This window comes from Streptomyces cinnamoneus (assembly GCF_014650495.1).
In the GTDB taxonomy this organism is placed as follows: Bacteria; Actinomycetota; Actinomycetes; order Streptomycetales; family Streptomycetaceae; genus Streptomyces; species Streptomyces cinnamoneus.
In genome coordinates this window covers 25,697-45,369 of sequence record NZ_BMVB01000010.1, presented here as the reverse complement: position 1 = coordinate 45,369, position 19,673 = coordinate 25,697, and the positions used below count along the sequence as shown (strand labels likewise).

Genomic DNA, 19,673 nt, shown 5'->3' with positions numbered 1-19,673 from the left:
GTGGACTTCGGCCTCGTCCTCCAGACCGACCCGCCCGCCACCGCCGTCATCGACCTCATGCGCCGCGCCGAGGGCGCCGGCTTCCGCTACGGCTGGACGTTCGACTCCGTCGTGCTGTGGCAGGAACCCTTCGTCATCCACAGCCGCATCCTGGAACACACCGAACGCCTCGTCGTCGGCCCCATGGTCACCAACCCCTCCACCCGCAGCCCGGAAGTGACCGCCTCCACCTTCGCCACCCTCAACGACATGTACGGCAACCGCACGGTGTGCGGCATCGGCCGCGGCGACTCGGCGATGCGGGTCGCCGGCCGCAAGCCCACCACCCTCGCCACGCTCAGCGAGGCCGTCCGCGTCATCCGCGACCTCGCCGAGGGCCGCGAGACCGACATAGACGGCACCCTGCTGCGGCTGCCCTGGGTCCGCGAGGGCAGACTGCCCGTGTGGATGGCCGCCTACGGTCCGAAGGCCCTGGCCCTGGCCGGGCGGGAGGCCGACGGCTTCATCCTGCAGCTCGCCGACCCGTTCCTGACGGAGTGGATGATCAAGGCCGTCCGCACCGCGGCCGCCGAGGCGGGCCGCGACCCGTCCTCCGTGACGATCTGCGTCGCCGCACCGGCCTACGTCGGCGACGACCTCGCGCACGCGCGCGAACAGTGCCGCTGGTTCGGCGGCATGGTCGGCAACCACGTCGCCGACCTCGTCGCCCGCTACGGCGCGCACTCGGGGCTGGTCCCCGAGGAGCTCACCGCCTACATCGAGCAGCGCCACGGCTACGACTACAGCCACCACGGGCGCGCCGGGAACCCCTCCACCGACTTCGTGCCCGACGCGATCGTGGACCGCTTCTGCCTCCTGGGCCCCGTCGCGGCGCACCGGGAACGGCTGGAGCACCTGCGCGACCTGGGCGTGGACCAGTTCGCCGTCTATGCGATGCACGATGCGAAGGAGGCCACCATCGACGCCTACGGCAAGGACGTCATCCCGGCACTCGGCTGACCGACGCGCTCGTGGACCGTTGCTCTGCTGCTCAGACGTCGAGGTCGACGACCACCGGGGCGTGGTCCGAGGCGCCCTTGCCCTTGCGCTCCTCGCGGTCCACGTACGCGTCCTTCGCGGCGGCGGCGAAGGGGGCGTTGCCGTAGACCAGGTCGATGCGCATGCCCTTGTTCTTCGGGAAGCAGAGCTGACGGTAGTCCCAGTAGGTGTACGGCTGGTCGTACTTCAGCGGACGGGGGACGACGTCGGACAGCCCGGCGTCGCGCAGCGCCGCGAGGGCGGCACGCTCGGCGGGCGTGACGTGCGTGGCGCCCTCGAAGACGGCGGGGTCGAAGACGTCCGCGTCGGTGGGGGCGATGTTGAAGTCGCCGAGGACCGCGAACGGCCGCTCCCCCGCCGCGTCGGCGGCGACCACGTCACGCAGCGTCTCCAGCCAGTGGAGCTTGTACGTGTAGTGGGCGTGGCCGACCTCGCGGCCGTTGGGCACGTAGACCGACCACAGACGCACGGGGCCGCAGTCCGCGGACACGGCCCGCGGCTCCTGCGCGTCCTCGTAGGCGGGGCCGCCGGGCAGGCCGTGGACGACGTTCTCCAGGCCGACCCGGGAGACCAGGGCCACGCCGTTCCACCGGCCGGTGGCGTGGACCGCCGACTCGTAGCCCAGCTCGCGCAGGGCGTCGGCGGGGAACTGCTCGGCCGTGCACTTGGTCTCCTGGACGCACAGCACATCCGTGCCGCTGCTCTCCAGCCAGGCCAGCAGCCTCGGGAGACGGGCGGTGATCGAGTTCACGTTCCAGGTGGCGATGCGCATGCAGCCACCCTAACGGGAGGGTCCGACAGTCAGAGCTCGATGCTCTGACCGGTGACCATGCGCGTGTGCTCGGTGCCGCCGGCGCCCGGCCCGTCCGGGCCCAGCATCCGGTCGTAGACCGGCCGGGCGAGGTCCGTGAGCAGCGCGTCGTGGATGTCGATCGCCCGCCGCGGCCCGACCTCGCGGAGGTAGTCGATGACCTCGGCGACCTTGTTCCAGGGCGCCATGACCGGCACCATCAGCGTGTCGACCGGCTGCCCCGGGAGGGTCAGGGCGTCGCCGGGGTGGAAGACCGAACCGTCCACGAAGTAGCCGACGTTGGTGATCCGCGGGATGTCCGGGTGGATCACGGCGTGCAGCTGCCCGTGCACCTGGACGTCGAAGCCCGCGGCCGTGAAGGCGTCGCCCTCACCGACCGTGTGCACCCGCCCCGGGAAGGCCGCCGAAACCCGCTCGGCGACGCTGCGCAGGGTCCACAGCTCCGCGGCCGGGTTGGCCTCCAGCCCGGCGCGCAGCCGGCCCTCGTCGAAGTGGTCGGGGTGCTCGTGGGTGACGAGGACGACGTCCGCACCGACGGCCGCGTCCTCCTCGCTGAAAACTCCGGGATCGATGACGAGCGTGCGGCCGTCCTTCTCCAGACGGACACAGGCGTGACTCTGCTTGATCAGCTTCATCCCCCCATCTTGCACCGGCCGGACCGGAGGACCGGAAGGGACGGGCGGGGCGGCCCCGGGGGGGGGCGGCCCCGGGGGGGGCGGCCCCGGGGGGGCGGCCCCGGGGGGGGGCGGCCCCGGGGGGGGGCGGCCCCGGGGGGGGCGGCCCCGGGGGGGGGCGGCCCCGGGGGGGGCGCGTCACCCGGGCGGGCGGCGGGGGCGGCTGGCCGGACCCGGGGGCCGGACCCGGGGAGGCCGGCCAGGGCGGAGCCGGCCTGGGCGGAGCCGGACCGGACGGCCGGCCCAGGGCACCGGCCGGGGGGCCGGACCCGGGGGCCGGACCCGGGGGGCCGGACCCGGGGGGCCGGACCCGGGGGCCAGACCCGGGGGCCAGACCCGGGCGGTTCGGTCAGGAAGCCGGTGCCTCTTGGGCCACGACGCGTGCGGCCACCGAGATGGCCGCCCCGGCGGCCGGCACCCCGCAGTACGTCGCCGCGTGCAGCAACGTTTCCTCTATCTCGTCGGCGGTGACGCCGGCGCTCAGGGCGGCCCGCACGTGCACGGCCAGCTCGTCGAGGTGACCGCCCGCGGTGAGGGCAGTGAGCGTGAGGAGGAACCGGGTGCGCCGGTCCAGCCCGGGCCGCGCCCAGGTCCCGCCCCAGGTCATGCGGGTGACGAAGTCTTCGTAGGCGGCTCCGAAGCCGGTCCGCTCCCGCGACCGGTCCTCGCCGCCGAGCACCTCGGCGCGGATGCGCAGACCTGCGGCGTACGGGTCGGCCTCCGCGGCCGACGGGGCACCTGTGCCGGCCCCCTTCCTGGCTCCGGTGTCAGTGCCGGTTTCGATGCCGGTGCCACTCCCGGCCCCGGTCCTGGTGCCGGTGCCCGCACCTATGCCAGTGCCGGTGCTGGTGCTGGTCCCTGTGCCGGTCTTGGTGTCAGTACCGGTGCCGACTCCGGTGCCGGTCCCGGTGGCGGTGCCCGCACCGGTGCCGTGGCCGGGGGCCGTGCCCCCCGGGGTCGCGCTCGGCGTTGCGTACGGGTTGCCGTTCTCTCGGCTGACCGGGCCGGAAGGTACGCCCGCGGTCGCCGGGTCGGGGACGGGCGCCGGGGCCGGGACGGCACCGGGCACCACGGCGGGGCCGGGCCCGAACCCGGGAACGGGGCGAGGACCACCGCCCGGTTCCCCGGCGTCCGCAGCTGCCGCCGACGGCTCGACGACCGCCGGCTGCGGCACGGAAACCCCGTCGCCCACCGCCCCCGGAACCGGTGCCGTGGCAGCGGCCCCAGCCGCTGGGCCCGTGCCGGCGCCCGCGCCCGCCGAGGACGCGGGCGGGGCTCCGAATCCGGCCGGGGCCGGTGCCGGCTGCCAGGGCGCGGAGAAGTGGCGGACCAGCAGGTCCGTGACGGCCGCGGGCTGTTCCACCGGCGTCAGGTGACGCGCCGCCGGCACCACCGCCAGGCGGGCGTCGTGGATGCCCGCCACCAGGACCCGGGCCTCCGCGGCCGGCGTCACCTGGTCGTCGGACCCGACGATCACCAGCGTCGGGGCGCCGATCCGGCCCAGCTCCGCCCGTGCGTCGAACGCGGCAAGGGCCTCGCAGGCCGCCGCGTAGCTGTGGAGGTCGGTCGTGCGCACCATTTGGACGGCCCAGTCCACGATCGCGGGCTGCGCGCCGCCGAACGCGGGCGTGAACCAGCGCTCGGGCGCGGAGAGGGCGACCGGTTCGAGCCCGTTCGCGCGCACCTCCGCGGCACGCGGGCCCCAGCGGTCGGCGACGGCGAAGTGCGCGGCGGAACCGACGACGGCCAGGGAGGCGAGCCGGTGCGGGTGGCGCAGGGCCAGGTCGGTGCCGACGGCACCGGAGACGCAGCAGCCCACGTACCCGAAGCGCTCGACGCCGAGCCCGTCGAGCGTGGCCAGCAGCCGGTCGGCGAGGTCGCCGACGGTGGCGGCGGGCTCGGCCGGGGCGCCGCCGTGGCCCGGCAGGTCGAAGCGGAGGACCCGCCAGTGCCGGGTCAGCTCGGGCACCTGCCGGTCCCACATGTGCCACGTCGTGCCCAGCGCGGGGCCGAGGACGAGGACGGGGGCGTCCTCAGGCCCGTCGAACCGGTGCTGGAGGGACTGCTGGGAAGAACGGGTCTGCTGCTCACTCACCCGCGCCACGCTATCCGCCGGTGGGGCGGCCCCGCCTCAGGGGGTCACGGTGGAGATCACGAACACCCGGGGCCGGTCCGGGTTGTCCATGTTGGCCGTGATCTGGAAGTTCGGCTTGGGCTTGTCCTGTTCCCGGACCGTGCCCTTCCAGTGGTGTCCGCTGCCGAACTTCCAGCCGACCACCGCCGCCTCGTCCGCGTCGATGGTGATGCGGCCGTCCTGGAGGGCCGCCCGGTTCGTGCCGACCTGCTTGAGCCACTTGTCGAGCTTCTTGCGGTTGGTCGTGAACTGCAGGTACAGCGAGCTCGTGCGCCAGGAGTTGGTCTCGTAGTGGGCGACGTCGGTGGCGTAGGCCGGAACCGTCATGCCGTAGATGCGCCGCTGGACCTTGGACGGCCAGCCCTCCTCCAGGCCCTTGGAGACGGCCTCCTCGCGCTTGGTGGTGCTGCCCTTGCGGCTCTGCATCGCGGAGATGTAGAGGTAGCCGGCCGGGATGGCGAGCAGCAGGAAGATGACGACGGGCTTCACCCAGGGGCGGGCCCGGCGGGCGGCCGGCGGAGTGTCGCCCGGGGTGCCGCCCTGAGCGCCGCGCGGAGTGCCGCCCCGGGTGGCGTCGCCGCCCGGGCCGTCCTCGCCGGCCGGCTCGTTCTTGCGGTCCGTGTGTTCCATGGTGCTCATCCCCGGCCCGCCCGTGCGTACCGCTCGTAGCGCTCGACGCGGCGCCGGTTGGCGCGGCGGAAACGGCGGGCGACGAGACGGGCCAGGTCGGCGGCGCCGACCATGCCGGCCTCGGGGCCCAGCTGTGCCTTGACGATCCGGGCCTCCGGGCGGTAGCCGCGCCCGGTGAGGTGCCGGCGGAAGGCGTCCCGGGCCGGGCCGATCAGCAGGTCGTCGGCGGCGCTGACGCCACCGCCGATGACGAAGCAGGAGGGGTCGAGGGCGGCGGCCAGGTTGGCGATGCCGACGCCCAGCCACTGGCCGATGTCCTGGAGGAGCTCGACGCACATGGCGTCGCCCTCCCGAGCCAGCTCGGTGATGAGCGGGCCGGTGATCTCGGGGATGTTGCCGCCGACGCGGTCGATGATGCCGTAGGCGACCGGCGACTCCGCGGCGGCGAGCTCACGGGCCTCGCGGACCAGGGCGTTGCCGGAGCTGTACTGCTCCCAGCAGCCGCGGTTGCCGCAGGGGCAGCGGTGGCCGCCGGGCACGACCTGCATGTGGCCGAACTCGCCGGCGACGCCGAACTTGCCGCGCTTGACCTGACCGTCCTCCAGGATGGCACCGCCGATGCCCGTACCGAGGGTGATCATGACCAGGTGGTCCTCGCCCCGGCCGGCGCCGAAGCGCCACTCGGCCCAGGCGGCCGTGTTGGCATCGTTGTCGACCATGACGGGAACGGCGAGGCGGCCGGCGAGGCGGTCGCGCAGCGGCTCGTTGCGCCAGGAAAGGTGCGGGGCGAAGAGGACGCGGTTGCGGTCGGCGTCGACCCAGCCGGCGGCACCGATGCCCACGGCGTGGACGTCGTGGCGGTCGGAGAGGTCGAGGACGAGCTCGACGATGGTGTCCTCGACGACCTTGGGGCTCTTGGACTTGTCCGGGGTCTCCGTGCGGAGCTTCTCCAGGATGTTGCCGTCGGCGTCGACGACGCCGGCCATGACCTTGGTGCCGCCGATGTCGATGCCGACGGTGGGGACGCGGGGGGCGGTGAGGTGCGAGCGCCGCTCGCGTGTGCCGACCGTGCGGAGCACGGTCGCTGTGGCGGTGCCCCGGTGTACCCGCTCGCGGTACATGCTCATCGCGGTCGTTGCCCCTGCGGTGGTCTCGGGAGGCCAGGGCCTCGGTCGGTGGTCCTGGCCGATTGTGCCTCACCGGCGCCTTGCGCGGCGAAACGGCGGGTTTGGCTGTGGGGCGGGGCCGGGGTGGGGCGGGCCCTTCTGGGGGCTGCATTATTTACGGCAACCCTCAGCCGTCCAGCGTGCTCCGAACGCCGCCGCACATAACGCTTCACGCCCCCTGCCAGGGCCCGCCCCACCCCGGCCCCTCACGCCGTCGGCCCGTCCACAGGCCGTCCTCGGTCCGTCCCCTCACGTCACTACGCAGTGAGTGACGGTGCCGGGTGGGTGGGTGGCGAAGCCCCCCGCCGAAGGCGCAGGACCCGTGGCCGGGCGCCGACGCCGTCAGGCGTCCTCGTCGGTGACGACCGGCTTGCCGCCGATCACGTCCGGCCCCGGCGCCCGCTCCAGCTCGTGGCTGAGCTGGTCGAGCTCACTGCCGCCCGCCATCTGGCGGGTCAGTTCGTCGAGGGCGATCTCGTTCTTGCCGTGGCTGCCCGCCATCGCACCCCGCTTGAGCAGGACGAAGCGGTCGCCGACCAGGTACGCGTGGTGCGGGTTGTGCGTGATCAAGACCACGCCCAGGCCCGCGTCACGGGCGGCCGCGACGTACTTCAGGACCACGCCGGACTGCTTCACGCCGAGCGCGGCGGTCGGCTCGTCCAGGACGAGGACCTTGGCCCCGAAGTACACCGCCCGGGCGATCGCCACGCACTGGCGCTCGCCGCCCGAGAGCGTGCCGATCGGCTGGTCGACGTCGCGCAGGTCGATGCCCATGCGGAGCAGCTCCGCGCGGGTCGTCTCGCGCATCTTCTGCACGTCGAGGCGCTTGAAGGGGCCCGCCCCCTTCGTCGGCTCCGAGCCGAGGAAGAAGTTCCGCCAGACCGGCATCAGGGGGACGACCGCCAGGTCCTGGTAGACCGTGGCGATGCCCTGGTTCAGAGCCTCGCGGGGGGAGGCCAGCTTCGCCTCTTCGCCCTCGATCTCGAAGGTTCCCTCGTCGTGCTGGTGCAGACCCGCGATGATCTTGATGAGGGTCGACTTGCCCGCGCCGTTGTCGCCGAGGACGCAGGTGATCTCGCCGGCGTGGACCTCCAGGGAGACGCCCTCCAGCGCGCGGATGTTGCCGTAGAACTTGCTCACGTCCGTGAGCTTGACCAGGGGGCTCACTTGGTTGCCTCCGCACGCTTACGGACCCAGGCGTTCAGCAGGGTCGCCAGGAGGAGCATGGCGCCGAGGAAGAACTTGAACCAGTCCGGGTTCCACTGCGCGTACACGATGCCCTTGCTGGTCATGCCGAAGATGAACGCGCCGACCGCGGAGCCGATGGCCGAGCCGTAGCCGCCGGTCATCAGGCAGCCGCCGATGACGGCCGCGATGATGTACAGGAACTCGTTGCCCACGCCCTCGCCCGACTGGACGACGTCGTAGGACATCAGCAGGTGCTGGCCCGAGATCCAGGCGCAGAAGGCGACGGCCATGTAGAGGCCGATCTTGGTCTTGTTGACGGGGACGCCGACCGCCCGGGCCGCGTCCGCGCCGCCGCCGACCGCGAAGATCCAGTTGCCCACGCGGGTGCGCAGGAGGATCCACGTCGCCACGGCGACCAGGGCCAGCCACCACAGGATGGTCACCTGCAGGTCGACCCCGCCGATGGTGAGGTGGGAGGCGAAGACCGTGCGGGCGGAGTCGAAGCCCTCCATGTCGCCGATCGTCTTGGTGGAGACCGTGCCGCTGATGAGCTTGGTGAAGCCCAGGTTCAGGCCCGTCAGCATCAGGAACGTGCCGAGGGTGATGATGAAGCTCGGCAGTTTGGTGCGGGTCAGCATGAAGCCGTTGAAGAAGCCGATCGCCAGGGTGGTCAGGAGGGAGACCCCCACGCCCACCCAGACGTTCGCCGTCATCTGGTAGCTGAACATCGACGAGACCAGGGCCGACGTCGTGACCATGACGCCCGTCGACAGGTCGAACTCGCCGCCGATCATCAGCAGCGCCACCGGGACGGCCATGATGCCGATCGTGGAGGACGCGTAGAGGACCGTGGAGAGGCTCGACGCCCTCAGGAAGCTGTCGGCCGCGAACGAGAAGAAGAGGAAGACCGCCGCGGCGCCGACGACCGCGCCCAGCTCGGGGCGGCCGATCATGCGGCGCAGCATGCTGCGGTGGACCAGTCGTTCGTCGGCCTGTGCTGTCGCTGCGCTCATCGTGTGCCCCGCTTGGCGTACTCGGCGAGGACCTTGGCGTCGTCCTTGGTGACGATCTGCGGGCCGGTCAGGACCGGGCGGCCGCCGCCGAGCATGTCGCGGTTGTACCGGTAGAGCCACAGGAGGTCGACCGCCTCGTAGCCCTGGAGGTACGGGTCCTGGTCGACGGCGAAGGCGAGGGTGCCCTTCTGCAGGGCGTCGGCGACCTTGGCGTTGAGGTCGAAGGTGGCGACCTCGGCCTTGCTGCCGGCCTGCTCGGCGGCCTTGACGGCGGTGGGGGCGAAGGGGGCGCCGAGGGTCACGACGGAGTCGATGTCCTTGTCGGACTGCAGCTTCGCCTCGATGGACGACTGCACGTTGGGCATGTTCGTGCCCTCGACGTAGAGGTTCTGCAGGTCGCCCTTGAAGCTCTTCTTGACGCCCTCGCAGCGCTGCTCGTGGCCCACGTTGCCCTGCTCGTGCAGGACGCAGACGGCCTTCTTCCGGCCGCGCTCGTTGAGCTGCTCGCCGACGGCCTCGCCGGCGATCGTCTCGTCCTGGCCGATGTGGGTGAGCGCGCCGAACTCCTTGGACTTGTCGGAGCCGGAGTTCACGGTGATGACCGGGATGCCGGCCTTCTTCGCCTTGGCGACGACGTCCTTCATGGCGTCGGGCTTGGCGAGCGTGACGATCAGGCCGTCGACCTTCTGGTCGATCATGGCCTGCACGTTCTGTGCCTGCTTGTTCCCCTCGACGTCGTGTGCGTAGAGGAATTTGATGTTGTCCTTGGCGGCCGCCTGCTTGGCACCGCTCTGGACGATGTCCCAGAAGGTGTCGCCATCGCCCGAGTGGGTGACCATTGCGAAGGTCCACCGGGGGGTGTCGACCGCGGCGCGGCCCTGGGCGGCCTTGGCGGCCCGCTCCTCGGCGCGCTTGCCGCCCGTGCTGCTGCACCCCGCCAGTGTGGCGCCGAGCACCGCTGCCAGCACGGCGCTCACCGCACGTACGCCTGTCCGAACCCTTGCCACGAGGACTTGCCCTTCCACTGTCTGTCACGGTGCGGTTGGGCCCGCTCAGCGGGCCCAACCGCCCAAGTATCCGTCACCATCCGTCACCGCCGTCGGCCGGGGCGTCGGCGGTGCCGTGCCGGGCGTTCCCTCCCTGGTCCTTGTGGGTGGATGTGTAGTGGCGGGCGCCACAACACGTCAAGACTTTGTCAGAACATTCTTACGCCATGACAGCTCAGGGGCGGGCCAGCAGCTGGAAGTCGAACGCGTACCGCGAGGCCCGGTAGAGATGGGAGCCGAACTCCACGGCGCGGCCCGTGTCGTCGAAGGTCGTGCGCTCCATCGTCAGCAGCGGCGCCCCTTCCGGCTCGGCGAGCAGCTCCGCCTCGGCGGCGGTGGCCGCACGGGCGCCGATGCTCTGGCGGGCGCTGTGCAGGGTGATGCCGGCGATGCGCATCAGCCGGTAGAGGCCGGTGTTCTCCAGCGTGTCCTGGTCGAGGTCGAGCAGCCCGGCGGGGAGGTGGTTGCGCAGCCGGGCCACGGGCTCGCCGTGCGCGAGGCGCAGCCGCTCGACGAGCACGACGTCGGCCCCCTCGGTGACGCCGAGGGCCGCGGCCACTTCGGCGGTCGCCGGCTCGACGGTGTGGCGCAGCACCCGGGTGGCGGGCTTCTGGCCGGCCGCCTCCAGGTCGTCGTAGAGGCTGCTCAGCTCCAGCGGACGCCTGACCTGGCTGTGCACGACCTGGGTGCCCACGCCGCGGCGGCGTACGAGCAGGCCCTTGTCGACCAGCGACTGGATGGCCTGCCGGACGGTGGGCCGGGACAGGCCCAGCCGCCCGGCGAGGTCGATCTCGTTGCCGAGGAGGCTGCCGGGGGCGAGCTCACCCCGCTCGATGGCGGCTTCGAGCTGCTGGGACAGCTGGAAGTAGAGCGGGACCGGACTGCTGCGGTCGAGGGAGAACTGAAGGGGTTGGTGCTTCGCCACGGAGGGAGCGTAGCCCCGGGACCTGATGACGGGAAGTCCGGAGGTCCGATTGTCCTGACATGAGCCATGGGGGGGTCAGAACCGGACGGGCAGGTGGTGCGGGCCGCGCATCAGCAGGCCCTCCCGCCAGGTCAGTGCGGCCGGGTGGGCGTCCAGGGCGAGGTCGGGGCACCGCTCCAGCAACGAGCGGACGGCGATCCTGGCCTCCAGCCGGGCCAGCGGGGCGCCCACGCAGTAGTGGATGCCGTGGCCGAAGGCGACGTGGCCGCGGGGGTCACGGTGGATGTCGAAGCGGCCGGGCTCCTGGAAGCGGGCGGGGTCGTGGTCGGCGTCGGCGATGGCGACGAGCACGAGCTCGCCGCCGCCCGGCACGAGCGTGCCGCCGATGTCCATGGGCGCGGTGGTGAAGCGGAAGGTGGAGGTCTCCACGGGGCCGTCGTAGCGGAGCATCTCCTCGACCGCGTTGTCCAGCAGCCCGGGGTCCGCGCGCAGCTCGGCCAGCTGGGCGGGGTGGGTGAGCAGGGCGAGGACGCCGTTGGAGATCAGGTTGACGGTCGTCTCGTGGCCCGCGACGAGCAGCACCCAGGCCATGCCGAGGAGCTCGCGGGGCGAGAGCCGGTCGCCGTCCTCGTCGGTGGTGCGGATCAGGGCGCTCATCAGGTCGTCGCCGGGCCGCTCGCGCTTGTCGTCGACCAGTCGGGCGAGGTAGGCGGCGACCTCTGCGGCCGCCTCGGCCTTCACCTTCGGCGGGGCGGATCCTATGGCGGTGTTCGACCAGTGGCGGAAGGCGGCGCGGTCGAGGTCGGGCACGCCCAGGAGTTCGCAGATGACCCCCATGGGCAGCGGGAAGGACAGCGCCTCGACGAGGTCGGCGCGGCGGTCCGGGGCGGCCAGCATGGCGTCCAGCAGGTCGTCGGTGAGCTGCTGGACGCGCGGGGCGAGCGCCTCGACGCGCCGCGGGGTGAACTCCTTGGCGGCGAGCCTGCGCAGCCGGGTGTGGTGCGGCTCGTCGGTGATCAGCATGTGCGGGCCGGGGGCGACCACCGGCAGGCCCACGTGCTCGGAGGCGTTCGCCCAGTCCTTGGAGAGCCGGGGGTCGTTGAGCGCGGCCCGCACCTCGTCGTAGCCGACGACGAGCCAGCACTCGGCGCCCTCCGGCATCCGCACCCGGTGCACCGGACCCTGCTCGCGCAGCCGGGCGTAGACGCTGTACGGGTCGCGGGCGAACTGCCCGCCCATCGCCGCCAGGTCGACGATGCCGCCCACCGCGTCGTCCGTGGTCGCCCCCATGGCACTACCCCCTGATCGTCGGAGAATTCGGCGGAGGGGCCCCGGGCCGGCCGCCCCTCGACCGCTTCACCGTACGATGGCGTACGGGCGCCGGGCATCCGTCGCGAGGAGGAGCCTCAACCGCACCTGCTGCTCCACGGGTTGCACCACCGTCAGGCGCAGCGGCGGCCGGCCTCCGCCAGGCGGCCGAGGAGCTCCCCGGCCCGCTTGGCCACCGCGTCGCGGTCCCCCTCGGAGAGTTCCGCGCCCATGCCGCAGGCGACGGCGCCGGCGGCGATCCAGTCGGGCGCGCTGTCGACCGATATCCCGCCGCTGGGAACCAGCGGCGCCTGCGGCAGCTCGGCCCGCACCGCGCCGACCCAGTCGGGGTGCCGGCCCGCCGCGGGGAAGAGCATGAGCGCGTCGGCGCCCAGCTCCATGGCGCGCAGCAGCTCGGTGGGCGTCGCGACGCCCGGGAAGACCGGCACGCCGTAGCGGTGGCCGGTGCGGATGACCCCGGCGTCGAGGCCCGGCGAGGTCAGGAAGCGGGCGCCGGCGTCGATGGCCATCCGGGCGGAGGCCGCGTCGAGCACGGCGCCCGCGCCGATGATGGCCTCGTCGCCGACCTCACGGGCGAGCGTGGTGACGGCCTCCAGGGCGAAGGGCGTGGTGAGGGATATCTCCAGGCTCGTGATCCCCGCGGAGAGCAGGGTGCCCGCCGTCGATGCGGCCTGGTCGTAGCTGTCGCCACGGACCTGGGCCAGGACGCCTTGGGCCAGCGCGGCCCGGGTGATCTCCCAGCGGTACACGGAAGTTCGCCGCCCTTCTCGAAGTGCGTGGGTGTCGTGCCTCCCCGGACGTCGTTCCACCAAAACGTTAACGGGAAGCAGTGACAATCGGCCCCCGTCGGACGGCGACGACCGCCCTCACCACTGGCGCCCTGCCCGGATCGCGTCCAGGTGCGGCGCGGAGAGGTGCAGCACCTCGTAGCGCTCGTCCTGCGTGCCGGCCGTCGCCGGGACGGCCGTCTCCCACAGGACGAACCGCAGCAGCTGCCAGTGGCGCGGGTCGAGGGCCAGCGCCGCGGTGTGCACGCCCTCGGTGCGGGCCAGGTCGCGCAGTTCACCCAGCGCGTCCTCGACCAGGGCGGCGGGGTCGGCCCCGGCCGGCAGCGGCGTCAGCCGCCGGGAGGCCGCGCGCGGGGCGGCGGCCCGGGCCGGGCCCGCCTCGCACGCGATGCCCGTCCAGTGGTGGACGGCGGGTCGCCCGAAGTCGCCGATGATGCCCTGGAATCCGCCGCCGCCGACCAGGAACCGGCTCATCGCGCCGGTCTCCGCCCACAGATAGAAGGGGGCGTACTGGTTGACCGGCGAGCCGTCGACGCCGCGTTCGCGGATGACGTATGCCTTCAGCCCCAGCCCGGCACGGTCGTCGAGGGCGTGGCCACGGGTCGCCACCCGATTCCGGATGACGTTCATGTCGTAGTCGGCGGGCAGGGTGATCTCGTACTGCATGGCGTACACGGGAAGGCTCCCCTTCTCAGGGCGCAGCGCTCGGCGGCTGCGCGGTGGTGGTCTCGGTGACGGTCACGCGGCGGAGTGCGCGGCCAGCAGGCCGAGCACGCCGTCGACGGCCTGCCGGAACGGCTCGTCGGAGCCGGCCGCCCGGGCCAGGACGTAGCCGCCCTGCAGCACGGCCACGACGGTCGACGCCGTGGCGGCGGGGTCGAGGGCCGCGGCCAGCTCGCCGCGGTCACGGCCCTCGGCCAGCACGGAGGCGAGCCGCTCCCGCAACCAGGCGAAGGTCTCGTCGACCGGGGCGCGCAGCGCCGGGTCCGCCATGACGTCCGGGTCCTGGGTGAGGCGGCCGACGGGGCAGCCCTTGAGGACGTCCCGCTCGCGCCGCAGGTACGCGGCGATGCGCTCCACGGCCGTGCCGGGCCCGGCGAACTGCGCCTCCGCGGCGGCGCGCAGTTCCTCGGCCGTGCGCGTGATCGCGGCGAGGGCCAGGTCGGGCTTGCCGGCAAAGTGGTGGTACATGCTGCCCTGCCCGGCCCCGGCGCGCTGCTGGATGGCCTTCGGGCTGGTGCCGACGTATCCGCGTTCCCACAGGAGTTCGCGGGTGCTCTCGATGAGCCGTTCCGGGGTACTCATGATCACCAGTGTACATACCAGTAGGTACAGAACGATCAAGAAAAAGGTCCCGCCCCGGCGAAGGGGGCGGGACCCGGGGCGGGCGGGGTCAGCAGCCGAAGTCGACCAGGTCGAAGGTCGCGTAGTGGTCCCCGGTGTAGTAGTCCTCGTGCGCCTTCTGGCCGGCGACGATGCGGCGCGCACCGCGGTCCGGGGAGCCGGGGGTCACCACGGTGTACTCGTGGTAGTAGCCGCTCGACTGCCTGGGCAGGACGCGCTCACGGTTGGAGAAGACCGTCCCGTCCTTCGGGTACGGGAAGGGGCCGCCCGCGTCGATCAGGCGCAGGGTGTCGTGAGCCTGCGAGGGCAGGTCGGAGTAGCAGATGTCGCCGACGGTCTTCACGGCCGCGGCGCTGTGGACGGCCGGTGCGACGGCCGGGGCGGTGGCGGCGACGGCGGGCGTACTGACGAGCAGCGTCGAGGCCAGGGCGGCGAGGGCGGCAACTCGCACGAAGCGATGGGGGGTTGTCATACGCACAGCATGACGCGCGTAGCACATGTCATGTCAACGCCAATATTTAATGTTTTCCTGACGTTCACCACGGTCGGAGGGGCACATGGGGGAGGCTTTGCCTCTGAGGCAAAACTTTTGCCCCTGAGGTACGACCCGGCTATACCGGAAGCATGAGTGCAGACGACCTGCCCGCCGTGGCACCGCAGTTGCGGGCCCTGCGCCGGCGCAGCGGGCTGACCCTTGAGGCCGCCGCCGCGCGGGCGGGGCTCTCCCCCGCCCACCTCTCCCGGCTGGAGACCGGGCAGCGGACGCCGTCCCTGCCGATGCTGCTGGCCCTGGCGCGCACCTACGGGACGACCGTCTCCGACCTGCTGGGCGAGGTGCCCGAGGGCCGCGATCCGATCGTACGCGCCGACCGGATGGAGGCGCAGGAGGCCGGTGGCTGGACCTACTGGCGGGCGGGCGGCTCGGGGCGGGCCATGCAGGCCCTGCGGCTGCACGTGCCGCAGGGCCGGGGCGGCCAGGAGGACCTGGTGCGGGTGCACCCGGGCGAGGAGTGGCTCTACGTCACCGGCGGCCGGCTGCGGCTGACCCTCGGCGAGAGCGTGCACCTGCTCGACCCCGGGGACGCGGCCCACTTCGACTCCCTCACCCCCCACCGCATCGCGGCCGCGTCGGGTGGCGGGGTGGACCTTCTGTTCATGCACACGCTGATGCAGAGCAGCGCCGCCGGGCTGTGCCTCGGCGGGGCCGCACCGACCCGGAGGGCAATGCCGTGAGCGACCACGCGAAGGACTACCTGGAAGAGGACCGCGCCCCGATGGGCATGACGGTCCGCGTCTTCATCTACCTCGTCGCCGTCCACTTCATCGTGGCCTTCTTCTTCCTCCTCTTCTATCTCGGCGGGGCGCGGTGACGGTCGTGGCTACCCTGGGCCCATGGCCCGTACCGCCCGGGAAGTCCTCGACGACGCCGTGCGCGCACTGCCGCCCGGCGCCAACCGCCTCGTCTCCCTGATCGCCTCGGGGGCCGCTCCGCGCACGGCCGTCGCGGCCCTCGCCCTGGAGCAGCACCACGTCATCACCGGCGACCGCCGCAGCTTCCTGCACCTCGCCGCCCGCGCCGCCGGACGGGGACAGCCGGCCGTCGCGGCCTTCTTCGACCACCTCGCGCTCGGCGAGGTCCTCGCGCTCGGCCTCCTGCCTCCGCTCGCGGCCGCCTGCGGGCTGGACGAGGAGGCGGTGCGGGCCCACGAACCGCGGGCCGGCTGTCAGGCGTACCCGGCGTACGCGGCCTGGCTGGCCCTGGGCGCCGAGCCGGTGGACGCGGTGGTGGCCCTCACCGCCAACTTCGCGGCCTGGGGCGGCTACTGCGCCACCGTCAGCCGCGCCCTGCGCACCCACTACGGCTTCGCCGACACGGCCTGCGGCTTCTTCGACTTCTTCGCCGACCCCGATCCGGACGGCGCGCAGAAGGCGCTCGGGGCGGTCGCGGAGGGGCTGGCGGACGGCCGGCTCTCGGAGCCGCTGGCGCACCGCTACGGGCGGCTCCTCCAGGACTACGAGTCGATGTTCTGGAACACCCTCGCCGACAGCTGACGCGCCCCGGCGTCGGTCAGCGAACCGTGGAGGCGCAGCCGTGCGACACCCCCGTCGGGGTAGATGTCGATCCGGGCGTGGGTGGCGGTGGGCGCGTCCGGCAGCGGGAAGCGGTGCACGGTGTCGGGCTGGAGGCGGGTGCGGGGCAGCACCTCCGTCCAGCCGGTGGTGCGGTCGGCCGGGTCGGCGCCGGTGGTGGCGTCGAGCACGGACAGGGCGGCCCACCCGGCCGCGTTGCCCTTGTAGCAGCCGGTGTCGATCTCGACGGCCCTCGGCACGCACTGCCCGGTGAGGCGGTAGCGCACCCAGTCGTTGCCCTTGTCGCGGCGGCGGCGCGTCTCCCAGCCGTGGTCCATCCGGTGGGAGCGGCCCGGATGGATGGTGTTGGCCGGGGAGGAGAAGAAGCGGTCGGAGGCGTCCTCGGCGTGGCCGCCGTTCTCCAGGGCGGCGAGGTCGAAGGTGCCCAGGGCCGCGAGCCAGGCGGGGTCGGGCAGGGCCTCGCCGTGGACACGCAGGCGGGCCACGCCGCCGTCGGGGTACTGGCGCAGGCGGACGTGGGTGAAGCGGCGCGGGCTCTCCACCGGGAAGCCGTTGGCGGCGTGTCCGCCGACGGGGGTGCGCGGCACGAGGGGGGTCCACGTCACGTCGTCGGCGAGCAGTTCCCGGGGGGACGGGGTGCCGGGCAGTGCCGTGGCCTCGACGCTGACGGCCTGGGGGTGGTTGCCGCGGAAGTGGGCGGTGTCGACGACGACGCCGTGGACGGTGCCGGGGGCGCCGAGGCGGACCAGGGCCCAGTCGTGGTCCGCGTCCTCGGGGTGCGGGCTCTCGCCGGAGGGGCCGCGCCGGCGGCGGGTCTCCCAGCCGTCCATGACCTTGCCCTTGTGCCCGTAGTGCCCGGGGTCGAAGCGGGCGGGGCCCGGCGTGAGCAGGTTCTCCCGCTCGGCGAAGAACTCGTCGTTCGCGGCGATCACGGCGGCGCCCAGCCGCCGGTCGGCGAGGTCGGGGAGGACGGTGAAGGGGAAGTCGGCGGTGCGGTAGTCGGCGTAGGGGTCGCCGCCCGCGTAGGGGCTCGCGGCCCCGAGGAAGGAGGAGGAAGAGGTGCCGGGTATGCCGGGCGTGCTCATGTGCGCTCCAGGAGTCGGCCGGTGGGCTCGGGGGAAACGGCGCCGCGGTCGGCGATCTTGCGGCCGCGCAGCCACGTGGACCGTACGACCCCGTGCAGGGTCCGGCCCGCGTAGGCGGTGACGGGGTTGCGGTGGTGGAGGGCGGCGGGGTCGACGGTGAAGGTCTCGTCGGGGGCGAGGACGGCGAAGTCGGCGTCGTGGCCGGGTGCGATGGCGCCCTTGCGGTCGAGGCCGGCGAGGGCGGCGGGGGCGGTGGACATCCAGCGGGCCACGTCGTGGAGGGCGTGCCCGCGCCGCCGCGCCGCGGTCCAGACGGCGGACAGGCCCAGTTGGAGGGAGGAGATGCCGCCCCAGGCCGTGCCGAAGTCGCCGTCCTTGAGGTCGGCGGTGCAGGGCGAGTGGTCGGAGACGATGCAGTCGATCGTCCCCTCGGCCAGTCCGGCCCAGAGCGCGTCCTGGTTGGCCGCCTCGCGTATGGGCGGGCAGCACTTGAACTCGGTGGCGCCGTCGGGGACTTCCTCGGCGGTCAGGGTGAGGAAGTGCGGGCAGGTCTCGACGGTGACCCGTACGCCGTCGGCCCGGGCGGCGGCGAGCGCGGGCAGAGCCTCGGCGGAGGACAGGTGCAGGACGTGGACGCGCGTGCCGTGCCGACGGGCGGCGGCCAGCAGCGCGCCGACGGCCTCGTTCTCGGCGGCGCGGGGGCGGGAGGCGAGGAAGTCGGCGTAGCGCGGGCCGCCGCAGCGCGGGGCGCGCTCCAGGTGCCCGGGGTCCTCGGCGTGCACGATGAGCAGGGCGCCGAGGCCGGCGACCTCCCGGGCGACGGTGTCGAGGGCGGCGCGGTCCAGGTGCGGGAACTCCTCGACGCCGGACGGGGAGAGGAAGGACTTGAAGCCGAAGACGCCCGCTTCGTGCAGCGGTCCCAGGTCGGCGACGTTGGTGGGCAGCGCGCCGCCCCAGAACCCGACGTCGGTGTGCACCCGGCTGCGGGCGGCGGCCCGCTTGGCGTGCAGGCCGGGCACGGTGGTGGTGGGCGGCAGGCTGTTGAGGGGCATGTCGAGGAGGGTGGTGACGCCGCCGGCGGCCGCCGCGCGGGTCGCGGCCGGGAAGCCCTCCCAGGCGCTGCGGCCGGGGTCGTTCACGTGCACGTGGGTGTCGACGAGCCCGGGCAGCAGCACGTCGTCCCCGAGGTCCTCGACGGCGGCTCCGGGCGGGGGCGGCTCGTCGTACGGCAGGACGCCGCCGATCCGGCCGCGGGTCACGGCGACGGTGGCGGGGCGCACGGCCCCGGGGGTGACGACCCGCGTCGACCGCAGGACCAGCTCCACGTCCCGGCCCGCGCCGCGATCCGCGCCCCGGCCCGTTCCCCGGCCCGTGCTCCGGCCCGGTCCTCGCTCCGTGCTCTGGTCCCTGCGCTCGTCCACGCCTCGGCCTCCCGGCAGCCCGGATGACGCGGTGTCAACGGTCTGTTGAACCGCGATGCGGGCAGTCTTCAATTGCCGCCCACCGCCGTCAAGACCCTTTCACATGCCGGAATCCGTATTTCTCAGAACAGAAACCGCCATGTGGGGCCGGCGGCGGCCGGTAGGCTGCTGCCCACCCATCCCGGAAGGAGCGCCGTGCCCTCGCCTGCCGAGCCCCGAACCGCCGCGACCACGGGCGGAGTCCAGTCCCTTGAGCGCGCCTTCGACCTGCTGGAGCGGATGGCCGACGCGGGGGGCGAGGTCGGACTGAGCGAGCTGTCGGCGAGCAGCGGGCTGCCGCTGCCGACGATCCACCGGCTGATGCGCACGCTGGTCGCCTGCGGGTACGTCCGCCAGCAGCCCAACCGGCGGTACGCCCTGGGCCCCCGGCTCATCCGGCTCGGCGAGAGCTCCTCGCGGCTGCTCGGCACCTGGGCCCGCCCGCACCTCGCCCGCCTGGTCGACGAGACCGGCGAGACCGCCAACATGGCGCTTCTGGACGGCGACGAGGTCGTGTACGTCGCGCAGGTGCCCTCGCGGCACTCGATGCGGATGTTCACCGAGGTCGGCCGGCGGGTCCTGCCGCACTCCACGGGCGTCGGCAAGGCGCTGCTGGCCCAGTCGCCCGACGAGGAGGTGCGCGCCCTGCTGGGGCGTACGGGCATGCCCGCGGCGACCGAGAAGACCATCACCACGCCCGAGGGCTTCCTGGAGGAGCTCGCCCGGGTGCGCGAGACGGGCTTCGCGATGGACGACAACGAGCAGGAGATCGGCGTCCGCTGCCTCGCGGTCCCGGTGCCCGACTCCCCCACGTCCGCGGCCATCTCCGTCTCGGGCCCGGCGGGCCGGGTCACCGAGGCGGCGACGGAGCGGATCGTGCCGCTGCTGCAGGAGGTGGCGGCCGAGCTCTCGGCGACGCTCGCCGGGGCGGCCGCCTCCGCCTGAGCGGCC

The 19,673-nt window shown here is 73.5% G+C and carries 21 protein-coding genes and 1 pseudogene; 5 read left to right on the top strand and 17 right to left on the bottom strand.

Annotated features, from left to right (window positions below; genetic code table 11):
• Positions 1 to 999, top strand: coding sequence for a TIGR03842 family LLM class F420-dependent oxidoreductase (locus IE182_RS16640; RefSeq protein ID WP_190110605.1), 999 nt, complete (start codon positions 1 to 3; stop codon positions 997 to 999).
• Between the two features lie 31 nt (positions 1,000 to 1,030).
• Here IE182_RS16640 and IE182_RS16635 read toward each other — a convergent pair whose 3' ends face one another.
• From IE182_RS16635 to IE182_RS16565, 15 genes and pseudogenes are all read right to left on the bottom strand, one after another.
• The gene (locus IE182_RS16635) at positions 1,031 to 1,810 is read right to left on the bottom strand and encodes an exodeoxyribonuclease III (RefSeq protein WP_190110604.1); all 780 of its coding nucleotides are present in this window, start codon (positions 1,808 to 1,810) and stop codon (positions 1,031 to 1,033) included.
• Positions 1,811 to 1,839: 29 nt separating this feature from the next.
• On the bottom strand, positions 1,840 to 2,484 hold the full coding sequence (locus tag IE182_RS16630; protein ID WP_190110603.1) for an MBL fold metallo-hydrolase: 645 nt from the start codon (positions 2,482 to 2,484) through the stop codon (positions 1,840 to 1,842).
• Between the two features lie 388 nt (positions 2,485 to 2,872).
• On the bottom strand, positions 2,873 to 3,202 hold the full coding sequence (locus tag IE182_RS16625) for a carboxymuconolactone decarboxylase family protein (protein ID WP_268249623.1): 330 nt from the start codon (positions 3,200 to 3,202) through the stop codon (positions 2,873 to 2,875).
• Between the two features lie 489 nt (positions 3,203 to 3,691).
• Positions 3,692 to 4,618 (bottom strand): annotated as a pseudogene (locus IE182_RS16620) (alpha/beta fold hydrolase); the annotation flags it as partial.
• 36 nt (positions 4,619 to 4,654) lie between these two features.
• The gene (locus IE182_RS16615; protein ID WP_229844866.1) at positions 4,655 to 5,287 is read right to left on the bottom strand and encodes a hypothetical protein; all 633 of its coding nucleotides are present in this window, start codon (positions 5,285 to 5,287) and stop codon (positions 4,655 to 4,657) included.
• 5 nt (positions 5,288 to 5,292) lie between these two features.
• A complete protein-coding gene (locus IE182_RS16610) occupies positions 5,293 to 6,414 on the bottom strand; it encodes an ROK family glucokinase (RefSeq protein WP_190110602.1) in 1,122 nt (373 codons plus the stop codon).
• A 381-nt stretch (positions 6,415 to 6,795) separates the two neighbouring features.
• Positions 6,796 to 7,620, bottom strand: coding sequence for an ATP-binding cassette domain-containing protein (locus IE182_RS16605; protein WP_190110601.1), 825 nt, complete (start codon positions 7,618 to 7,620; stop codon positions 6,796 to 6,798).
• Positions 7,617 to 8,654: an ABC transporter permease gene (locus tag IE182_RS16600; protein ID WP_190110600.1), complete on the bottom strand. Its 1,038-nt coding sequence runs from the start codon at positions 8,652 to 8,654 to the stop codon at positions 7,617 to 7,619. The genes IE182_RS16605 and IE182_RS16600 overlap by 4 nt, the downstream gene beginning before the upstream one ends.
• Positions 8,651 to 9,661: a sugar ABC transporter substrate-binding protein gene (locus IE182_RS16595; RefSeq protein ID WP_443742915.1), complete on the bottom strand. Its 1,011-nt coding sequence runs from the start codon at positions 9,659 to 9,661 to the stop codon at positions 8,651 to 8,653. The genes IE182_RS16600 and IE182_RS16595 overlap by 4 nt, the downstream gene beginning before the upstream one ends.
• Before the next feature lie 214 nt (positions 9,662 to 9,875).
• Positions 9,876 to 10,625, bottom strand: a complete 750-nt coding sequence (locus IE182_RS16590) for a GntR family transcriptional regulator (protein ID WP_190110598.1) — start codon at positions 10,623 to 10,625, stop codon at positions 9,876 to 9,878.
• A 75-nt stretch (positions 10,626 to 10,700) separates the two neighbouring features.
• Positions 10,701 to 11,915: a cytochrome P450 family protein gene (locus IE182_RS16585; RefSeq protein ID WP_190110597.1), complete on the bottom strand. Its 1,215-nt coding sequence runs from the start codon at positions 11,913 to 11,915 to the stop codon at positions 10,701 to 10,703.
• A gap of 152 nt (positions 11,916 to 12,067) precedes the next feature.
• A complete protein-coding gene (locus tag IE182_RS16580; RefSeq protein WP_190110596.1) occupies positions 12,068 to 12,703 on the bottom strand; it encodes a bifunctional 4-hydroxy-2-oxoglutarate aldolase/2-dehydro-3-deoxy-phosphogluconate aldolase in 636 nt (211 codons plus the stop codon).
• A 117-nt stretch (positions 12,704 to 12,820) separates the two neighbouring features.
• A complete protein-coding gene (locus IE182_RS16575) occupies positions 12,821 to 13,417 on the bottom strand; it encodes a DUF4865 family protein (protein WP_190110595.1) in 597 nt (198 codons plus the stop codon).
• 63 nt (positions 13,418 to 13,480) lie between these two features.
• Positions 13,481 to 14,047, bottom strand: coding sequence for a TetR/AcrR family transcriptional regulator (locus IE182_RS16570; protein ID WP_190110594.1), 567 nt, complete (start codon positions 14,045 to 14,047; stop codon positions 13,481 to 13,483).
• 88 nt (positions 14,048 to 14,135) lie between these two features.
• Entirely contained in the window at positions 14,136 to 14,558 is a 423-nt protein-coding gene (locus tag IE182_RS16565; RefSeq protein WP_190110593.1) for a guanyl-specific ribonuclease, read from the bottom strand.
• A 152-nt stretch (positions 14,559 to 14,710) separates the two neighbouring features.
• Between IE182_RS16565 and IE182_RS16560 the strand changes: the two genes are divergently transcribed.
• The 3 genes from IE182_RS16560 to IE182_RS16550 are packed head-to-tail and all read left to right on the top strand — an operon-like array spanning position 14,711 to position 16,138.
• On the top strand, positions 14,711 to 15,319 hold the full coding sequence (locus IE182_RS16560) for a helix-turn-helix domain-containing protein (protein WP_190110592.1): 609 nt from the start codon (positions 14,711 to 14,713) through the stop codon (positions 15,317 to 15,319).
• The gene (locus IE182_RS16555) at positions 15,316 to 15,456 is read left to right on the top strand and encodes a DUF6126 family protein (protein WP_190110591.1); all 141 of its coding nucleotides are present in this window, start codon (positions 15,316 to 15,318) and stop codon (positions 15,454 to 15,456) included. Before IE182_RS16560 ends, IE182_RS16555 begins: the two co-directional genes overlap by 4 nt.
• 22 nt (positions 15,457 to 15,478) lie before the next feature.
• Entirely contained in the window at positions 15,479 to 16,138 is a 660-nt protein-coding gene (locus tag IE182_RS16550; protein WP_190110590.1) for a transcriptional regulator, read from the top strand.
• Here the strand turns inward: IE182_RS16550 and alc are convergent.
• Positions 16,099 to 17,262, bottom strand: coding sequence for an allantoicase (alc, locus tag IE182_RS16545; RefSeq protein WP_190110589.1), 1,164 nt, complete (start codon positions 17,260 to 17,262; stop codon positions 16,099 to 16,101). The genes IE182_RS16550 and alc overlap by 40 nt on opposite strands.
• Positions 17,259 to 18,587, bottom strand: a complete 1,329-nt coding sequence (allB, locus tag IE182_RS16540; RefSeq protein ID WP_229844886.1) for an allantoinase AllB — start codon at positions 18,585 to 18,587, stop codon at positions 17,259 to 17,261. Before allB ends, alc begins: the two co-directional genes overlap by 4 nt.
• 291 nt (positions 18,588 to 18,878) lie before the next feature.
• Between allB and IE182_RS16535 the strand changes: the two genes are divergently transcribed.
• Positions 18,879 to 19,667: an IclR family transcriptional regulator gene (locus tag IE182_RS16535; protein ID WP_190110587.1), complete on the top strand. Its 789-nt coding sequence runs from the start codon at positions 18,879 to 18,881 to the stop codon at positions 19,665 to 19,667.
• Positions 19,668 to 19,673: the final 6 nt, after the last annotated feature.

Bases quoted from the DNA above. Each gene is read 5' to 3' on its own strand.
- IE182_RS16610 (WP_190110602.1), bottom strand. From the start codon at position 6,414: ATGAGCATGTACCGCGAGCGGGTACACCGGGGCACCGCCACAGCGACC.
- IE182_RS16570 (WP_190110594.1), bottom strand. From the start codon at position 14,047: ATGAGTACCCCGGAACGGCTCATCGAGAGCACCCGCGAACTCCTGTGG.
- IE182_RS16565 (WP_190110593.1), bottom strand. From the start codon at position 14,558: ATGACAACCCCCCATCGCTTCGTGCGAGTTGCCGCCCTCGCCGCCCTG.
- IE182_RS16560 (WP_190110592.1), top strand. From the start codon at position 14,711: ATGAGTGCAGACGACCTGCCCGCCGTGGCACCGCAGTTGCGGGCCCTG.
- IE182_RS16630 (WP_190110603.1), bottom strand. From the start codon at position 2,484: ATGAAGCTGATCAAGCAGAGTCACGCCTGTGTCCGTCTGGAGAAGGAC.
- IE182_RS16615 (WP_229844866.1), bottom strand. From the start codon at position 5,287: ATGGAACACACGGACCGCAAGAACGAGCCGGCCGGCGAGGACGGCCCG.
- alc (WP_190110589.1), bottom strand. From the start codon at position 17,262: ATGAGCACGCCCGGCATACCCGGCACCTCTTCCTCCTCCTTCCTCGGG.
- IE182_RS16600 (WP_190110600.1), bottom strand. From the start codon at position 8,654: ATGAGCGCAGCGACAGCACAGGCCGACGAACGACTGGTCCACCGCAGC.
- IE182_RS16550 (WP_190110590.1), top strand. From the start codon at position 15,479: ATGGCCCGTACCGCCCGGGAAGTCCTCGACGACGCCGTGCGCGCACTG.
- IE182_RS16585 (WP_190110597.1), bottom strand. From the start codon at position 11,915: ATGGGGGCGACCACGGACGACGCGGTGGGCGGCATCGTCGACCTGGCG.
- IE182_RS16635 (WP_190110604.1), bottom strand. From the start codon at position 1,810: ATGCGCATCGCCACCTGGAACGTGAACTCGATCACCGCCCGTCTCCCG.